The following is a 13,733-nucleotide window of genomic DNA, read 5'->3' as shown; positions in this document are numbered from 1 at the left end:
CCTCCGGTAGGCGCTATTTACTCTTACGGTCTAATGATGGCTGTGTGATCTCAGTCCGGTTACGCTCGGTCGCACCAGGAAGGAAGAGCGATTGCTTGTTCTTTTTGAGTTTCGAACTGAGGTGCTATAAAGAGTGTTAGAACACACCTCTCGTGCTTTCTGATATATGCAATTCGACTCACAGCGAGGAAGGACTCCATGTCTTTTAGTGACTATTGGAAAGGCCCAGCACACCGGCAGCGTGCGGAGGCCCTAGAAGCTGAGCTCGCGAAGCTTCATGCCAAATGTTCGCAGTTACAGGCGCTAATTACGCAAATAGGTGCCATGGACGTAGTAAACGTCCAGAACCTCGTTGAGCAAGAGAAGGTGAGGCTGGCGGCTGTTCGCGAAGAAACTCAACGATCAGAACGGGAGATGGCAGCGCTTGCCCAGCGTTCCACTGATCTGCAAGAGCAGATACTTATATGGGAGGAGACAGTTCTCCTAGAGAGTTTTGCGCTCTACGAGCCAAGGTTCAAGCTAACCACTAGCCAAGAGTACAAGGCTCGCTTAGATAGCGTCCGCGATAGACAGAAGGTGATGGTCAAGAATGCACAGGCCGCAACCGGCAACATGCAATGGACTGTGAACAACAGCCAGGCGCAAGGCCGCAAACTTGTGAACGACATGATTAAGCTAGTGATCCGCTCTTTCAACAACGAAGCGGATGCATGTGTAGCCAACGTGAAATTCGACAACGTTGAGCTTGGGGAAAAGCGAATCCTCAAATCGTTCGAAGCCTGCAATCGGCTCGGCAAGATCATGAGTGTAGAGATATCTGGTATTTACCTCGACCTCAAGCTTGACGAGCTTTATCTTGCCCATGAATTTCAGATCAAGAAACAAGAAGAAAAGGAAGAGGCAAAACGTGCCCGAGAAGAGCTTCGAGAGCAGCAGAAGCTGGAGCAGGAAATTCGCTCGGCGCGGGAGAAAATTGCTAAGGAGAGGAAGCACTTTACGGCTGCTATGCGCGACCTTCAGGCTCGTCTTGAGCAAGCACAATCGGATGAAGAGCGTTCAGCGCTACTAGTAAAGCTAGCCGAAATTGAAGCTAGTCGATCCGAGCTAGAGAGCGAGGAAAAGCTCATTGATTATCGCGAGCAGAATGCCAAAGCCGGATATGTGTATGTGATCTCTAACCTTGGGGCATTCGGTGAAGGTGTTTACAAGATAGGCATGACACGCCGTTTGGAACCTATGGACCGAGTAGACGAGCTAGGTGACGCCTCAGTGCCATTCTGGTTCGATGTGCATGCCATGGTTTTCTCGAATAATGCGCCCGCGTTAGAAGCAAAGCTGCACGACCACTTTGCATCAGGCCGGCTCAACAAGGTCAATGGGCGTAAAGAATTTTTCCGGGCTGACATTGCTGAGATCGAGCGAATCATTCGGGAAAATTATGATGCTGTTGTGGAAGTCACCCACGAGGCGGCAGCAGAGCAGTACCGTGAAAGTCTTCGCATGGCTCTTCCTAAGCCGGCTATTCAGCAAGCAGAGCGAATAGCTGCACGAGGATAAGGTGCGCCCGCTATGGGTCGATAGCAGGCCTCCGAGCTGTTCCCACCTATTAAAGGCCATCCCTAAAAATTGTTCACGGAAAATTCCGCAGGCAGTCGCAGCAGTTTCGAAAATCTAAAGTCGCCACTTGTGGCCCTCGCCGGCTAGGAGTCGCACCTGTTTCGGAAACCGACAAGAGGATCAAGCCTTTACGGCTAGAGCCAGGATGGTGGCCACCAGCGCCTGGGTGCGCGGGACCAGGGTGTCGAGCACCAGGAACTCGGCGTCGGTATGCACCTTGCCGCCAATCGGGCCCAGGCCACAGAGAGTGGGCACACCCAGGCTGGCGGTAAAGCCGGAGTCGGCGCAACCGCCGGTGAACTCCCCCTCCACGCTGAAGCCGAGTGCTTGCGCCTCGCGCTGGTAGAGCGCCAGCAGGTCACGGCTCAGGTACTCTTCCATGGGTAGGAACAGGCCGGTGGTGATGACGCTGGCCCGGGTTCCCGGCAGCTCTCCCTCGGCGACGATGGCCTCTATGCGCTTCTGCAGCTCGGGCCAGTCGGCCAGGGCGACGAAGCGCACGTCCAGGCGCGCGGTGGCGCTGGGCGCCACGGTATTGCTCGAGGTACCGCCCTCGATGAGACCGACATTGGTGGTGATGCCACGCTCGTAGTCGGTCAGGGCGTGCAGCTTGACCACCTTGAGCGCCAGGGCCTGGATGGCGCTGGCGCCCTCGGCGTGGCTGACGCCGGCATGGGCGGCACGACCGCTCACGCTGATGGCCAGGGTGGCGCCGCCCTTGCGCGCCTTGACCACGTTGCCACTGACCCGCCCGGGCTCGCAGTTGAGCACGGCCCGGGCGCCGCGGGCCGCCGCTTCCAGGTATGGGCGAGCCGTGCCGGAGCCGATCTCTTCATCGCCGGTGTAGAGCACCCGCACTGGAAACGGCAACTCGCCGGCGCGCTTCAGCGCGCGCAAGGCGAAGCAGCTCGCCACCAGGCCACCCTTCATGTCCGCGACACCGGGACCATAGGCCTGGCGGGCATCCTGGGTGAAGCCGCGGCTGGCCACGGTACCCGGCGGAAAGACGGTGTCGCGATGGCCCAGCAGCAGCACCGCGGCGCCCGTGGCGGGCCCCACCTGGGCGGCAAGGACGTCACCGAAGTCGGTAACCGGCGTCCGGGTGACCTCAATGCCGTCTTCGTCCAGGGCGGCGGTGAGCACGGCGCCGACGGCATCCACGCCGGCCTTGTCGTAGCTGTTGGAATCGGTATCGACCAGGCGTTGCAGGAGACGGGTCATCGGCTCGCGCTGGGTGGCGAGCCACTCCAGGGCAGTAGTCTTGGCAAGGGACATCAGCTGCGGCTCCAGCGATCGCCCAGGTCCCAGAACAGCCCGGCCATGAGTTGCAGCCCCTGCCGCACGACCGGGGCCAGGAGATGCTCATTGGGCGCGTGCTGGGAGCAGGCGGGATAGGAATGAGGTACCCAGAGGGTGGGCAGTTCGAGAATGTCGGCAAAGATGTCATTGGGCAAGCCGCCGCCGAAATTGGGCAGCAAGGCGGGCTTTGCGCCCAGGGTGTGGGTCAGGGACGTCAGGGCCCAGTCCACCCAGGGATTCTCCGGGTCCAGGCGCGAGGCGTGGAGGATCTCGTCTTTGGCACGGGTGACCCGCACCGCGGCGAAACCCTGCTCGGCCAGGTGCGCCTCGATCAGCGGGATGAAGGTCGTGCAGTCGCAGCCGGCGACGAAGCGGATTTGGCAGTGGGCACGGGCACTACCAGGAATGGCATTGACCGGTGCCTCGGGATTGCCGGTGGTGAAGGCCAGTAGTTCGAAGGTGTTCCAGCCATAGACGCGTTCGGCTGGGGTCAACCCAGGCTCGCCCCAGAGGGGATCGATGGCCGGATCACCCGGCGCGCCGCCCACCTCGATGTCGGCCAGCGCCCTGCGCACCGGTGCGGGCAGCTCGGTGGGCTTGAGCCCCGCGACCTGGATCTGGCCCCGGGCATCCACCAGGCTGGCCAGGGCGTGGGCGAGAATGATGCCGGGATTGGCCAGCAGTCCGCCCCAGTTGCCGGAGTGATGGCCGCCATCGCGCAGCTCCAGGTGCAGGTCGAAATTGAAGGTGCCCCGGGCACCCAGGAACAGCGTTGGCCGGGATGCCGAAACCCGCGGACCGTCGGACGCGATGAACAGATCGGCGGCCAGCGCCTGGCGCTGCTCCTGGCAAAAGGCGCGCAGCCCGACCGAGCCGATCTCCTCGCCCATCTCCAGCAGCAGCTTGACGTTGTAGCCCAGGCGTCCGCCGCGGGCGGCGATCACCTGTTCCAGCGCCGCCAGGTTGAGCAGGTGCTGGCCCTTGTTGTCGGCGGTGCCGCGGCCGTACCAGCGCTCGCCCTGCTCCACCAGGGTCCAGGGCGCAAGGCCTTCGCGCCAGCGGCTGGCATCGCCACGCACCACGTCACCGTGGCCATAGCTGAGCAGGGTCGGCAACGCCGGATCCTCGATCCGCTCGGCGATCAGCAACGGTCCCTTGCCGGCGACCGGATTGTCCAGCTGCCGGCTGGTGAAGCCGAGACTGGCCACATAGGGGGCGATGAACTCATTCAGGTAGCGCTGCAGCTCCGCCTGGCGCTCGGGTTCCTGGCTTTCGGTGGGATGGGCCACGGCGGTGGCGAGCCGGGCACGGAAGGCGCCGCTGTCGAAGTGCGCGGCGGCAAGCTCAAGGGCATGGGTACGGCTGGTCATGGCGGACTCCGGGGTCAGGCGGGTTCGGGGAGGTGGCAGCGCTTGCTGCCGCCGGGGATGGGTTCACGTTCCGGATAGCGCTCGGCGCAGGGGCCGAAGCAGCGCGGGCAGCGGGGATGGAAGGCGCAGCCACTGGGCGGCGAGATGGGATTGGGAAAGCTGCCGCCCAGGCCCAGCGCCGGCAGGCCCAGGCTGGGATCAGGGGTGAGCACCGCATCCAGCAGCGCCCGGGTATAGGGATGCGCCGGCTGGGCGAACAGCGCCGCTCGCTCGCGCTCCTCGACGATCTTGCCGAGGTACATCACCGCCACCCGGTCGGCCAGGTGCTCCACCACCGCCAGGTTGTGGCTGATGAGCAGATAGGTCAGGCCGAATTCACGCTTGAGTTCCAGCAGCAGATTGAGGATCTGCGCCTGCACGGAGACGTCCAGCGCCGAGGTGGGTTCGTCGCAGATCAGCACGTCCGGGCGCATCACCAGGGCGCGGGCGATGGCCACCCGCTGGCGCTGGCCGCCACTGAGCTGACCGGGATGGCTGTCGGCGGCGCGCCGTGGCAAGCCCACCACGTCGAGCATCTCCGCGACCCGCCGTTGCTGCTCGGCGGGCGTGCCCAGGCCATGCACCTTGAGCGGCAGCGCCACGATCTCGCGCACCGTCTTGCGCGGATTGAGCGACGAGTAAGGGTCCTGGAAGATCGGCTGGATGTGCCGGGCCATGCGCTTGCGATCCACCCCGCGCAGGTGCTCGCCGCCCACTAGGATGTCGCCGCTGGTGGGCGCCAGCAGCCCCAGCAGCAGCTTGGCCAGGGTGCTCTTGCCGCACCCCGATTCCCCCACCAGACCCAGGGTCTCGCCGCGATAGAGCCGTAACGAAATGCCATCCACCGCCTTGAGGGTGGCCGGCGGGCGGAACAGACCGCGTCCCAGGGTGAATTCGCGGCGGATGTCACAAAGCTCCAGGACGATCTCGCGGCTCATCGCACACCTCCGACCCGGCGCAGGGGTTCGCTGGGCTGGGCGAAGTGGCAACGCGCCAGGTGCGCGCCCTTCTCCAGCAGCGGCACGCTGTCGGCGCAGGCCGCCACCGCCTGCGGGCATCTGTTGCGAAAGGCGCAGCCGTGCTGTTCGCCGACCAGGCTGGGGACCAGGCCGGGGATGGCGCCCAGCGGCTGGCCGGGACGGGTCCGGCCCGGTACCGGGATGCTCGCCAGCAAGCCACGGGTATAGGGGTGTCGCGGCGCGGCGAAGAGTTCGGCGGCCGGTGCCTGCTCGACGATTTGGCCGGCATACATGACCGCTACCCGATCGGCGATGCGCGCCACCAGCCCCAGGTCGTGGGTGATGAAGACGATGGCCGTGCCGAATTCCCGCTGCAGGTCGCGCAACAGGTGCAGGATCTGCGCCTGGATGGTGACGTCCAGCGCCGTGGTGGGCTCGTCGGCGATGATGAGGTCCGGTTCGCACAGCAGCGCCATGGCGATGATCACCCGCTGCCGCAACCCGCCGCTGAGCTGGTGCGGATACTGGCGCAGGCGCTCGCCGGCGTTGCTGATGCCGACCTTTTCCAGCATGGCCTCGGCCCGTGCCCAGGCGGCCTTGCGGCCCAGCCTGCGGTGGCGCCGCAGTACTTCGGCGAGCTGATCACCGATGCTGTAGGCCGGATTGAGGGCGGTCATGGGCTCCTGGAAGATCATCGCCAGGCGATTGCCGCGCAGGTCGCGCATGCCCCTTTCACCCAGGGTCAGCAGGTCGTGTTCGCCCAGCATCAGCCGCGCCGCCTGGCGCCGGGCCTGGCGCGGCAGCAGATCCATCAGCGCCAGGGAGGTGAGCGACTTGCCGCAGCCGGATTCGCCCACTAGGCAGAGCGTCTCGCCCCGCTCCACCTGCAGGTCCAGGCCGCGCACGGCGTGCAGCGTGTCGTCCCCCAGGGGGATGTCGATGCGCAGGTCTTTAACGTCGAGCAGTGCCATGGTCAGTCCTCCGCTTAGTTGCGCCCGCTGGGCGCGGCCAGGTCCCGGATACCGTCACCGACCAGATTGATGGCCAGCACCAGCAGCATCAGGGCGACACCGGGAATGGCGATCACCCAGGGCGAAAAGAACATGTAGGGCTTGCCTTCGGCGATCATCAGGCCCCAGGACGGCAACGGTGGCTGCACGCCAACGCCGAGAAAGGACAGGGTCGCCTCCAGCAGGATGGCGTGGGCCATCTCCAGGGTGATCACCACGATCAGCGCCCCCAGCACGTTGGGCAGGATCTCGCCGACGATGACCCGCCAGGGTGAACAGCCCAGCGCCTGGGCGGCGGCCACGTATTCGGCGTCGCGGATCTGCTGCACGGCGGCACGCACCACCACGGCGAAGCGATCCCATAGCAGGCAGCCGAGCAGGATCACCACCACCTGCAGCGAGCCACCTACCAGGGAGGCGGCGGCCAGGGCCACCATCACCACCGGCAGGGCCAGGCGGGTGGTCACCAGGTAGCTCACCAGGGCGTCGATCTTGCCGCCGTAGTAGCCAGCCAACACCCCGAGCAAGGTGCCGATGGCGCCGGAGATGAGCGCCGCGGCAAGGCCGATGAATAGCGAGATGCGCGCGCCATAGAGCAGCCGGGAGAGATAGTCGCGGCCGAGCTTGTCGGTGCCCAGCGGATGGGCCCAGGTGCCCTTGGCCATCCATACCGGTGGTTTCATCCGCTGCATCACGTCTTGGGCATAGGGGTCGTGGGGCGCCAGCCAGGGCGCGGCCAGGGCGGCGAAGACGATGACGACGAGCAGCACGGCGCCCAGGGCGAAGCCGCGGTGACCGAACCAGCGGCGCAGCTGGCGGCCCAGCGTCGGGCGCGGGGGCAAATAGTCGTCGAGCACGAAGGGATTGGCGACGGTCATAGGGGCCTCCTAGCGCACGCGAATGCGCGGGTCGAGCAAGGCGTTGAGCAGATCGGCCACCAGTGTCAGCACGATGTAGATCAACGCGATCAAGAGGACGATGGCCTGCACCACCGGGAAGTCGTTGCGGGCGATGGCGTCCCAGGCCAGCTGGCCGATGCCCTGCAGGGAGAACACCGCCTCGATCACCACCGAGCCGCCCAGCATGAAGCCGAACTCCACCGCGGCCAGGGCCACCACCGGGATCAGCGCATTGCGCAGGGCGTGCTTGAACAGTACCCGCGCCGGACTCAGGCCCTTGGCTCGGGCGGTGCGGATGTAGTCAGCGCCCAGCACATCGAGCATCCCGGCACGAGTCAGGCGCATCAGCGAGGGGGTGGCGTAGTAGCCCAGGGCGACCGCCGGCAGGATGAAGTGCTGCCAGCTGGTGTTGCCAGATACCGGTAGCCACTTCAGGGTCACCGAGAAGATGACGATCAGCACCAGGGCGAACCAGAAGCTGGGCATGGCCTGGCCGAAGGTCGCCAGGGTCAGCGCCAGACGGTCGATCCAGGTATCGCGCTTGACCGCGGCCAGCACCCCGAGCGGGATGGCGATGAGCAGCGCCACCAGCAGCGCGATGGCGCCCAGGGTCAGGGTGATGGGCAGGCGGCTGGCGATGAGATCCCGCACCGATTCCTGGAAGAAGAACGACTGCCCCAGGTCCAGCCGCAGCAACTGCCCGACCCACTCGACGTACTGGGTCGCCAGGGGCTTGTCGAGTCCGTGTTGATGACGCACCACCTCGATCTGTTCGGCGGTGGCCTCGGGGCCGGCGATGGCGGTGGCCAGGTCGCCGGACAGGTGCAGCAGGAAGAAACTGATGAGGGAAACGGTAAAGGCCACGGCCAGGGCGATACCCAGGCGGCGCAGGAGGTATGCGGACATGCTCAGCTCCTCGGCTAGGGGCGCCCCCGTGGGGGGCGCCGGGACGGATCAGTTCCAGTGGGCCAGGGCGAAGCGCGGCAATTCGTCCGGATAGGGCTGGAAGGCCAGGTCCGAGGTGAAGGCGTAATTGATGGAATAGTTGAACACCGGCGCCCAGTAGGCCTGCTCGGCGATCCGCTGCAGCGCCTTGCGGTAGTTCTCCTTGCGCACGGCCGGGTCCATGGCGGTGTCGGCCACCTTGAGCCAGTCGATCACCTGGGGATCCTTGGCCACGTCGTCGGCGTTGCCCTTGAAGTAGACGCCGGTGGCCGCCGAAGCATCGGCGATGGAGAAGGAACCCCAGGCCAGAAAGGCCATGGGCACCTTGCCGGCGCGCTGCTGGTCACGCAGGGCGGCGTATTTCAGATAGCGCAGCTTGGCGTCGATGCCCACCGCACGCAGGTCCCCGATCAGCGCCTCGACCACGTCGCGGTCGCGGTAGGCGAAGATCTCGGTGCTGAAACCGTTGGGATAGCCGGCGGCCTTGAGCAGGGCCTTGGCCTTCGCCGGGTCGTAGGGGTAGCCCGGTACCGCCTTGGCGTCGCAACCGAATTGCTCCGGATAGCACGCCACCTGCAGCGGCTGGCTGCCGCCCCCCATGAGCTGACTGGCGATGGCTTTACGGTTGATCGCGTAATTGATCGCCTGGCGCACCTCTGCCTTGGCAAAGGGCGAATCCGGACTGGAGCTGCCCTGGGCATCCATGCTGAGGAAGCCGATCCTCATGCTGGCCCCGCTCTCCACGGTGAGATTGGGCGCGGCCTTGAGTTGCTCGGCCTGGTCCGGCGCCACGCGCCAGGCCCAGTCGATGCCGCCGGTCATGAGTTCGGCGAGACGGGTCTCGGCGTCGGGGATGACGCGGAACTGGATGTGGCCAATGCGCGGCTGCCCCTGGGGACTGTCCTTGAAATAGTCCGGATTGCGCTCCAGCGTGACCCCCTGACCGCTGGTGACCGCGACGATGCGATAGGGCCCGGTACCCACCGGCTTCTGCGCGAAGCCCGCCAGACCGACCTTCTGGAAGTACTTGCCGGGATAGATAGGCAAGGGATTGGCCAGGTATTCCAGCGCGGCTGGAAATGGCTGCTTGAGGTGCAGGCGGACCTTATATTCGCCCAGCTTCTCGGCGCTCTTGATCCAGTTGACGTTCTGCTGGGTGACCACCTTGCCCTCGGGCGAGGCCACGTAGTTGAAGGTGAAGACCACGTCATCGGCGGTGAAGGGATCGCCGTTGTGGAAGGTCACGCCCTGGCGCAGATCGAAGTCGAGGGTCAGCGGATCGACCTGCTGCCAATGGGTGGCCAGCATCGGCTTGTATTCGCCGGTCTGGGGATCGCGGTAGATCAGGGTGTCCCAGGCCAGGTGGGCGAGGATGACGCCTTCACGGGCATCGTTGTGATAGGGGCTGACGTTCTCGGGCTCGGTATCCGAGGCGTAGACCAGGGTGTCGTTGGCCTTGCCGGCGAAGGCCTGGCCCTGGGCCAGAAAGAGGGAAAACGCGATGCCACAAGCGAAACCTTTGAGTCCCATGCCGTCTGTCTCCGGGGCGGTGGTTGGTCAAAGGCAGGTCCGCGAAACGCGGGGAAGGAAGTCTTGCTGAAGGCTGTTATTGATCTCTTGACCCGACTCTAGGTCTTGCCATCCCATGCCACAAGCAGAATATTTAGATGCGAGCCATGCCTTTTCGGCAAAGGAGGCCCCATGCAGCCCTACGGAATCCAGTCCACTGCCCTGCGCTATTTCCTTGAGGTGGTGCGCTGCGGCTCCATCAGCGAAGCCTCCCAACGGCTCAATGTCGCGGCCAGTGCCGTGAGCCGCCAGATCGCCAAGCTGGAACGCGAACTGGAGACGCCGTTGCTCGAACGCCGCGCTCGCGGGGTGGTGCCCAGCGCCGCCGGCGAGCGTCTGGCGGTGCATGCGCGCAAGGCGCAGCTGGCCAGCGAGCAGGTGGCGGCCGAACTGCGCGGCCTCGCCGACCTGCGCCGCGGCCAGGTGCGTCTGGCCACCACCGAAGGCTTTTCGCTGGACTTCCTGCCCGAGGTCATCGTTGCCTTTCGCCAGGGCTATGCCGGCATCCACTTTTCCCTGGAGGTCTGCGCGCCGGCGGCGGTCACGCGCCAGGTCCAAGAAGGCGATGCCGACCTGGGCCTCACCTTCAGCCTCAGGCCTGAGCCGGACATCAGCGTCGACGCCACCTTGAGTGGCGCCATCGAGGCGGTGGTGGCGCCCAAACATCCCCTCGCCGGCCGTACCGAGCTGACCCTGGCCGATCTACAGCCCTTTCCGCTGGCGCTGCCAATGCCCGATACCACGGTGCGGCAGCTGTTCGACATCTGCTGTGGCGTCCAGGGACTCTCCTTCGAGCCGGTGCTGGTAAGCAACAACATGCAGGCGCTCTATCGCTTCGCCGCCTTGGGCGGCGGCGTGGCGCTCTCCAGCGAACTGAGCCTGCGTAGTCGACTGCGCGAAGGCCAACTGGTGGCCCTGCCCCTGCTGGACGAAGGCCTGGCCGCGCGGCGGATCGAATTGCAGAGCATGGCGGGCCGCGAATTGCCGCCGGCGGTCAATGCCTTTCGCCACGCGCTCATCGAGGCGCTGGGGCGCTGAATCAAAGCGGTGCATTGCGCCGCTTCGAACGCACTGCGATGGGGCGGCGCGCGGGGTGCAGCCTCAATGTCCAGGCGAGCAATCCGCCTGGTACGGGACCTGGCGGTAACTGGCACGCATCTGGCAAAGGCCATAGGGTGCAGGAGCACCGGCCAGCCGGTTTGATGCACCACAATCTGCAATGGATGACTAGGGTTCCGACTCGCTCGTGCGGGTGTCTGGTCCGAGAGTCGTCGACCTCTGATGGGGTTACACGGCGGGACAAAAGCCCGGGAGACACAGCGCCAGTCGCGTGCTCCTGTCCCGTCGTCCATCCTATTGGAGGTCCCATGCGCCATCCCCTGCTCGCCTCGCTCGTTCTCGGTTGTTCCCTGCTGCTTGGTGCCACCGCTCAGGCGGCACCGCGTGACGACTTCAAGGTGTGCTGGACGATCTATGCCGGCTGGATGCCCTGGGGCGAAGCCCAGGCCCAGGGCATCATCGACAAGTGGGCCAAGAAATACGGCATCCACATCGAGGTCGTGCAGCTCAACGACTACGTCGAATCCATCAATCAATACACCACCGGCCAGTTCGACGGCTGCGCCATGACCAACATGGACGCCCTGACCATTCCGGCCGCCGGCGGCGTGGACAGCACGGCGCTGATCGTCAGCGACTACTCCAACGGCAACGACGGCGTGGTGATGAAGGGCAAAGGCAAGACCCTGGCCGACCTCAAGGGCCAGCAGGTTAACCTGGTGCAGTTCTCCGTCTCCCACTACCTGCTGGCGCGAGCGCTGCAGAACGTGGGGCTGAGCGAGAGGGACCTAACCACCGTCAACACCTCCGACGCCGACATGGTGGCCGCCTTCCAGACCGCCGACGTGCGCAGCGTGGTGACCTGGAATCCGTTGCTGGCCGAGATCAAGGCTCAGCCCGACACCACCGAGGTATTCGATTCCAGCAAGATTCCCGGCGAGATCCTCGACATGCTGGTGGTGAACACCGCCACGCTCAAGGACAACCCGGCCCTGGGCAAGGCCCTGACCGGTGCCTGGTTCGAGATGCTGGCGCTGATGCAATCCGGCGACGCCAAGGGCAAGGCGGCTCTGGAGGCCATGGCCAAGGCCTCGGGTACCGATCTCGCCGGCTTCCAGGCGCAACTGGACAAAACCCGGCTATTCGCCACGCCCGCCGAGGCCCTGGCCTTCGTCAAGGATCCCGCGCTGCCGACCACCATGCAGCGCATCGCCCACTTCTCCTTCGAACACGGCCTGCTGGGCCAGGGCGCACCCAGCGCCGAGGCCATCGGCATCGCCTATCCGGGCGGCAAGACCAGCGGGGACGCGGGCAATCTCAAGCTGCGCTTCGATCCGACCTTCGTACAGCTGGCCGCCGACGGCAAGCTCTGAGCCCCGCCGCGAGGACGACGCCCATGCGCTTCATCAATCGGCATCCCGATCGGGGCGGCCGGCTCCTGCTGGTCCTGCTGCCCTTCGCCCTGCTCGCCCTGCTCTATCTGGTGGGCTCGGCCACCCGGCTGGCAGAAAACCCCAACGACAAGCTGTTGCCCAGCGTGGCGCAGATGGCCGATGCGGTACAGCGCCTGGCCTTTACCGCCGACGTGCGTACCCGGGGTTATCCGTTCTGGCAGGACACCCTGGCCAGCCTGCAACGCCTGGGCCTGGGCCTGGGGATCGCCGCGCTGATCGCCCTGGTGGTGGGCATCGCCGCGGGCAGCCTGCCCCTGGTCGGCGCGCCGCTGTCGCCGCTGGTGACGGTGCTCTCGATGATCCCGCCGCTGGCGATCCTGCCGATTCTCTTCATCGTCTTCGGCCTGGGCGAACTGGCCAAGGTGATGCTGATCGTGGTGGGCGTCACCCCGGTGCTGATCCGCGAGCTGGACCAGCGCGCCCGGGAGCTGCCACGCGAACTGCTGATCAAGGCCCAGACCCTGGGCGCCAACAGCTGGACGGTGATCCTGCGCCTGGTGCTGCCGCAACTGCTGCCGCGCCTGCTCATCGCCCTGCGGCTGCAGCTGGGTGCCGCCTGGCTGTTTCTCATCGCCGCCGAGGCCATCGCCGCCACCGATGGCCTGGGCTATCGCATCTTCCTGGTGCGGCGCTATCTGGCCATGGACGTGATCCTGCCCTATGTCGCCTGGATCACCCTGCTGGCCTGGCTGCTGGACGCGGGCCTGCGCCTGCTGACGCGGCGCGCCTTTCCCTGGTACGGGGAGGGTCGCTGATGATCGAGGTCCGCAATCTCTGGCAGCGCTATGGCGAGCAGGTGGTGCTCGAAGGCCTCAATCTGCAGGTGCGCGAAGGCGAATTCTGCGCCCTGGTCGGTGCCTCCGGCTGCGGCAAGTCCACCTTCCTGCGCCTGCTGCTCGGCCAGGAGCGGCCCAGCCGCGGCGAGATCCGCATCGATGGTCAGCCGCTCTCGGCGGAACCGGATCCCGAGCGGGGCGTGGTCTTTCAGCGCTATTCGGTGTTTCCCCACCTGAGCGTGCTGGACAACGTCGCCCTGGGCCTGGAATTGCCCAGGTCCCCGCTGCTCGGCCGGCTGCTGGGCACGGCCAAGCGCCAGGCCCGGGAACAGGCCGCCGCCCTGCTCGAACGCGTCGGCCTGGGCCAGGCGCTGGGCAAGTACCCGGGGCAGCTGTCCGGCGGCATGCAGCAGCGCCTCGCCATCGCCCAGGCGCTGATCGCCCGGCCGCGCATCCTGCTCCTGGACGAGCCTTTCGGCGCCCTCGATCCCGGCATCCGCAAGGACATGCACGCCCTGCTGCTGGAGCTCTGGCACGAGCGCCCGCTCACCGTGTTCATGGTCACCCATGACCTGCACGAGGGCTTCAGCCTGGCCACCCGGGTGCTGGTGTTCGACAAGGTCCGCCAGGACCCGCAAGCCCCCGGCGCCTATGGCGCCCGCATCACCTACGACCTGCCCCTGACCGCCAAGACCCGGCCCGTGCATGCGGCTGGGACTCGGCCAGCCCTTACCTGA

At 65.7% G+C, this 13,733-nt stretch carries 11 protein-coding genes, 1 pseudogene and 1 riboswitch; of the genes and pseudogenes, 5 read left to right on the top strand and 7 right to left on the bottom strand.

Going from position 1 to position 13,733, the window contains the following annotated elements:
* Window positions 1-198 precede the first annotated feature (198 nt).
* Window positions 199-1,557: a DUF4041 domain-containing protein gene (locus FEZ61_RS04450; RefSeq protein ID WP_068384191.1), complete on the top strand. Its 1,359-nt coding sequence runs from the start codon at window positions 199-201 to the stop codon at window positions 1,555-1,557.
* Window positions 1,558-1,737: 180 nt separating this feature from the next.
* On the opposite strand, the gene FEZ61_RS04445 is transcribed toward FEZ61_RS04450, so the two are convergent.
* Genes FEZ61_RS04445 through FEZ61_RS04415 form a run of 7 tightly spaced genes read right to left on the bottom strand, consistent with a single transcriptional unit; the run spans window position 1,738 to window position 9,668 of the window.
* Complete coding sequence (locus tag FEZ61_RS04445) at window positions 1,738-2,892, bottom strand: M20 family metallopeptidase (protein WP_173147453.1); 1,155 nt, start codon at window positions 2,890-2,892, stop codon at window positions 1,738-1,740.
* Window positions 2,892-4,286 (bottom strand): M20 family metallopeptidase, encoded by a 1,395-nt coding sequence (locus tag FEZ61_RS04440; RefSeq protein WP_068384187.1) that lies wholly within the window; start codon window positions 4,284-4,286, stop codon window positions 2,892-2,894. The genes FEZ61_RS04445 and FEZ61_RS04440 overlap by 1 nt, the downstream gene beginning before the upstream one ends.
* Window positions 4,287-4,300: 14 nt before the next feature.
* The gene (locus FEZ61_RS04435; protein ID WP_173147451.1) at window positions 4,301-5,263 is read right to left on the bottom strand and encodes an oligopeptide/dipeptide ABC transporter ATP-binding protein; all 963 of its coding nucleotides are present in this window, start codon (window positions 5,261-5,263) and stop codon (window positions 4,301-4,303) included.
* Window positions 5,260-6,255, bottom strand: a complete 996-nt coding sequence (locus FEZ61_RS04430; protein WP_173147449.1) for an ABC transporter ATP-binding protein — start codon at window positions 6,253-6,255, stop codon at window positions 5,260-5,262. Before FEZ61_RS04430 ends, FEZ61_RS04435 begins: the two co-directional genes overlap by 4 nt.
* A gap of 14 nt (window positions 6,256-6,269) precedes the next feature.
* A complete protein-coding gene (locus tag FEZ61_RS04425) occupies window positions 6,270-7,172 on the bottom strand; it encodes an ABC transporter permease (RefSeq protein ID WP_173147447.1) in 903 nt (300 codons plus the stop codon).
* Window positions 7,173-7,181: 9 nt separating this feature from the next.
* Complete coding sequence (locus tag FEZ61_RS04420; protein WP_160922414.1) at window positions 7,182-8,099, bottom strand: ABC transporter permease; 918 nt, start codon at window positions 8,097-8,099, stop codon at window positions 7,182-7,184.
* Window positions 8,100-8,147: 48 nt separating this feature from the next.
* On the bottom strand, window positions 8,148-9,668 hold the full coding sequence (locus FEZ61_RS04415; protein WP_093255713.1) for an ABC transporter substrate-binding protein: 1,521 nt from the start codon (window positions 9,666-9,668) through the stop codon (window positions 8,148-8,150).
* A 171-nt stretch (window positions 9,669-9,839) separates the two neighbouring features.
* Between FEZ61_RS04415 and FEZ61_RS04410 the strand changes: the two genes are divergently transcribed.
* The 4 genes and pseudogenes from FEZ61_RS04410 to FEZ61_RS04395 all read left to right on the top strand — a co-directional run.
* Window positions 9,840-10,745 (top strand): LysR family transcriptional regulator, encoded by a 906-nt coding sequence (locus FEZ61_RS04410; RefSeq protein WP_173147445.1) that lies wholly within the window; start codon window positions 9,840-9,842, stop codon window positions 10,743-10,745.
* A gap of 178 nt (window positions 10,746-10,923) precedes the next feature.
* Window positions 10,924-11,023, top strand: a riboswitch (guanidine-I (ykkC/yxkD leader).
* Between the two features lie 51 nt (window positions 11,024-11,074).
* Window positions 11,075-12,139: a putative urea ABC transporter substrate-binding protein gene (locus FEZ61_RS04405; protein WP_017640189.1), complete on the top strand. Its 1,065-nt coding sequence runs from the start codon at window positions 11,075-11,077 to the stop codon at window positions 12,137-12,139.
* A gap of 23 nt (window positions 12,140-12,162) precedes the next feature.
* Window positions 12,163-12,975, top strand: a complete 813-nt coding sequence (locus FEZ61_RS04400) for an ABC transporter permease (RefSeq protein WP_017640188.1) — start codon at window positions 12,163-12,165, stop codon at window positions 12,973-12,975.
* Window positions 12,975-13,685: pseudogene (locus tag FEZ61_RS04395) on the top strand (ABC transporter ATP-binding protein); the annotation flags it as partial. The gene FEZ61_RS04400 and the pseudogene FEZ61_RS04395, both read left to right, overlap by 1 nt.
* Window positions 13,686-13,733: the final 48 nt, after the last annotated feature.

It is taken from the genome of Pseudomonas sp. MS15a(2019), assembly GCF_013277805.1.
GTDB classification, from domain to species: domain Bacteria; phylum Pseudomonadota; class Gammaproteobacteria; order Pseudomonadales; family Pseudomonadaceae; genus Chryseomonas; species Chryseomonas benzopyrenica.
Note: the sequence above shows the minus strand (reverse complement) of the source record. Positions and strands in the feature narration are given on the sequence as shown.

What these genes read in the sequence shown, in the direction of transcription:
- FEZ61_RS04450 (WP_068384191.1), top strand. Translation starts at nt 199, where the DNA reads ATGTCTTTTAGTGACTATTGGAAAGGCCCAGCACACCGGCAGCGTGCG.
- FEZ61_RS04445 (WP_173147453.1), bottom strand. Translation starts at nt 2,892, where the DNA reads ATGTCCCTTGCCAAGACTACTGCCCTGGAGTGGCTCGCCACCCAGCGC.
- FEZ61_RS04440 (WP_068384187.1), bottom strand. Translation starts at nt 4,286, where the DNA reads ATGACCAGCCGTACCCATGCCCTTGAGCTTGCCGCCGCGCACTTCGAC.
- FEZ61_RS04435 (WP_173147451.1), bottom strand. Translation starts at nt 5,263, where the DNA reads ATGAGCCGCGAGATCGTCCTGGAGCTTTGTGACATCCGCCGCGAATTC.
- FEZ61_RS04430 (WP_173147449.1), bottom strand. Translation starts at nt 6,255, where the DNA reads ATGGCACTGCTCGACGTTAAAGACCTGCGCATCGACATCCCCCTGGGG.
- FEZ61_RS04425 (WP_173147447.1), bottom strand. Translation starts at nt 7,172, where the DNA reads ATGACCGTCGCCAATCCCTTCGTGCTCGACGACTATTTGCCCCCGCGC.
- FEZ61_RS04420 (WP_160922414.1), bottom strand. Translation starts at nt 8,099, where the DNA reads ATGTCCGCATACCTCCTGCGCCGCCTGGGTATCGCCCTGGCCGTGGCC.
- FEZ61_RS04415 (WP_093255713.1), bottom strand. Translation starts at nt 9,668, where the DNA reads ATGGGACTCAAAGGTTTCGCTTGTGGCATCGCGTTTTCCCTCTTTCTG.
- FEZ61_RS04410 (WP_173147445.1), top strand. Translation starts at nt 9,840, where the DNA reads ATGCAGCCCTACGGAATCCAGTCCACTGCCCTGCGCTATTTCCTTGAG.
- FEZ61_RS04405 (WP_017640189.1), top strand. Translation starts at nt 11,075, where the DNA reads ATGCGCCATCCCCTGCTCGCCTCGCTCGTTCTCGGTTGTTCCCTGCTG.
- FEZ61_RS04400 (WP_017640188.1), top strand. Translation starts at nt 12,163, where the DNA reads ATGCGCTTCATCAATCGGCATCCCGATCGGGGCGGCCGGCTCCTGCTG.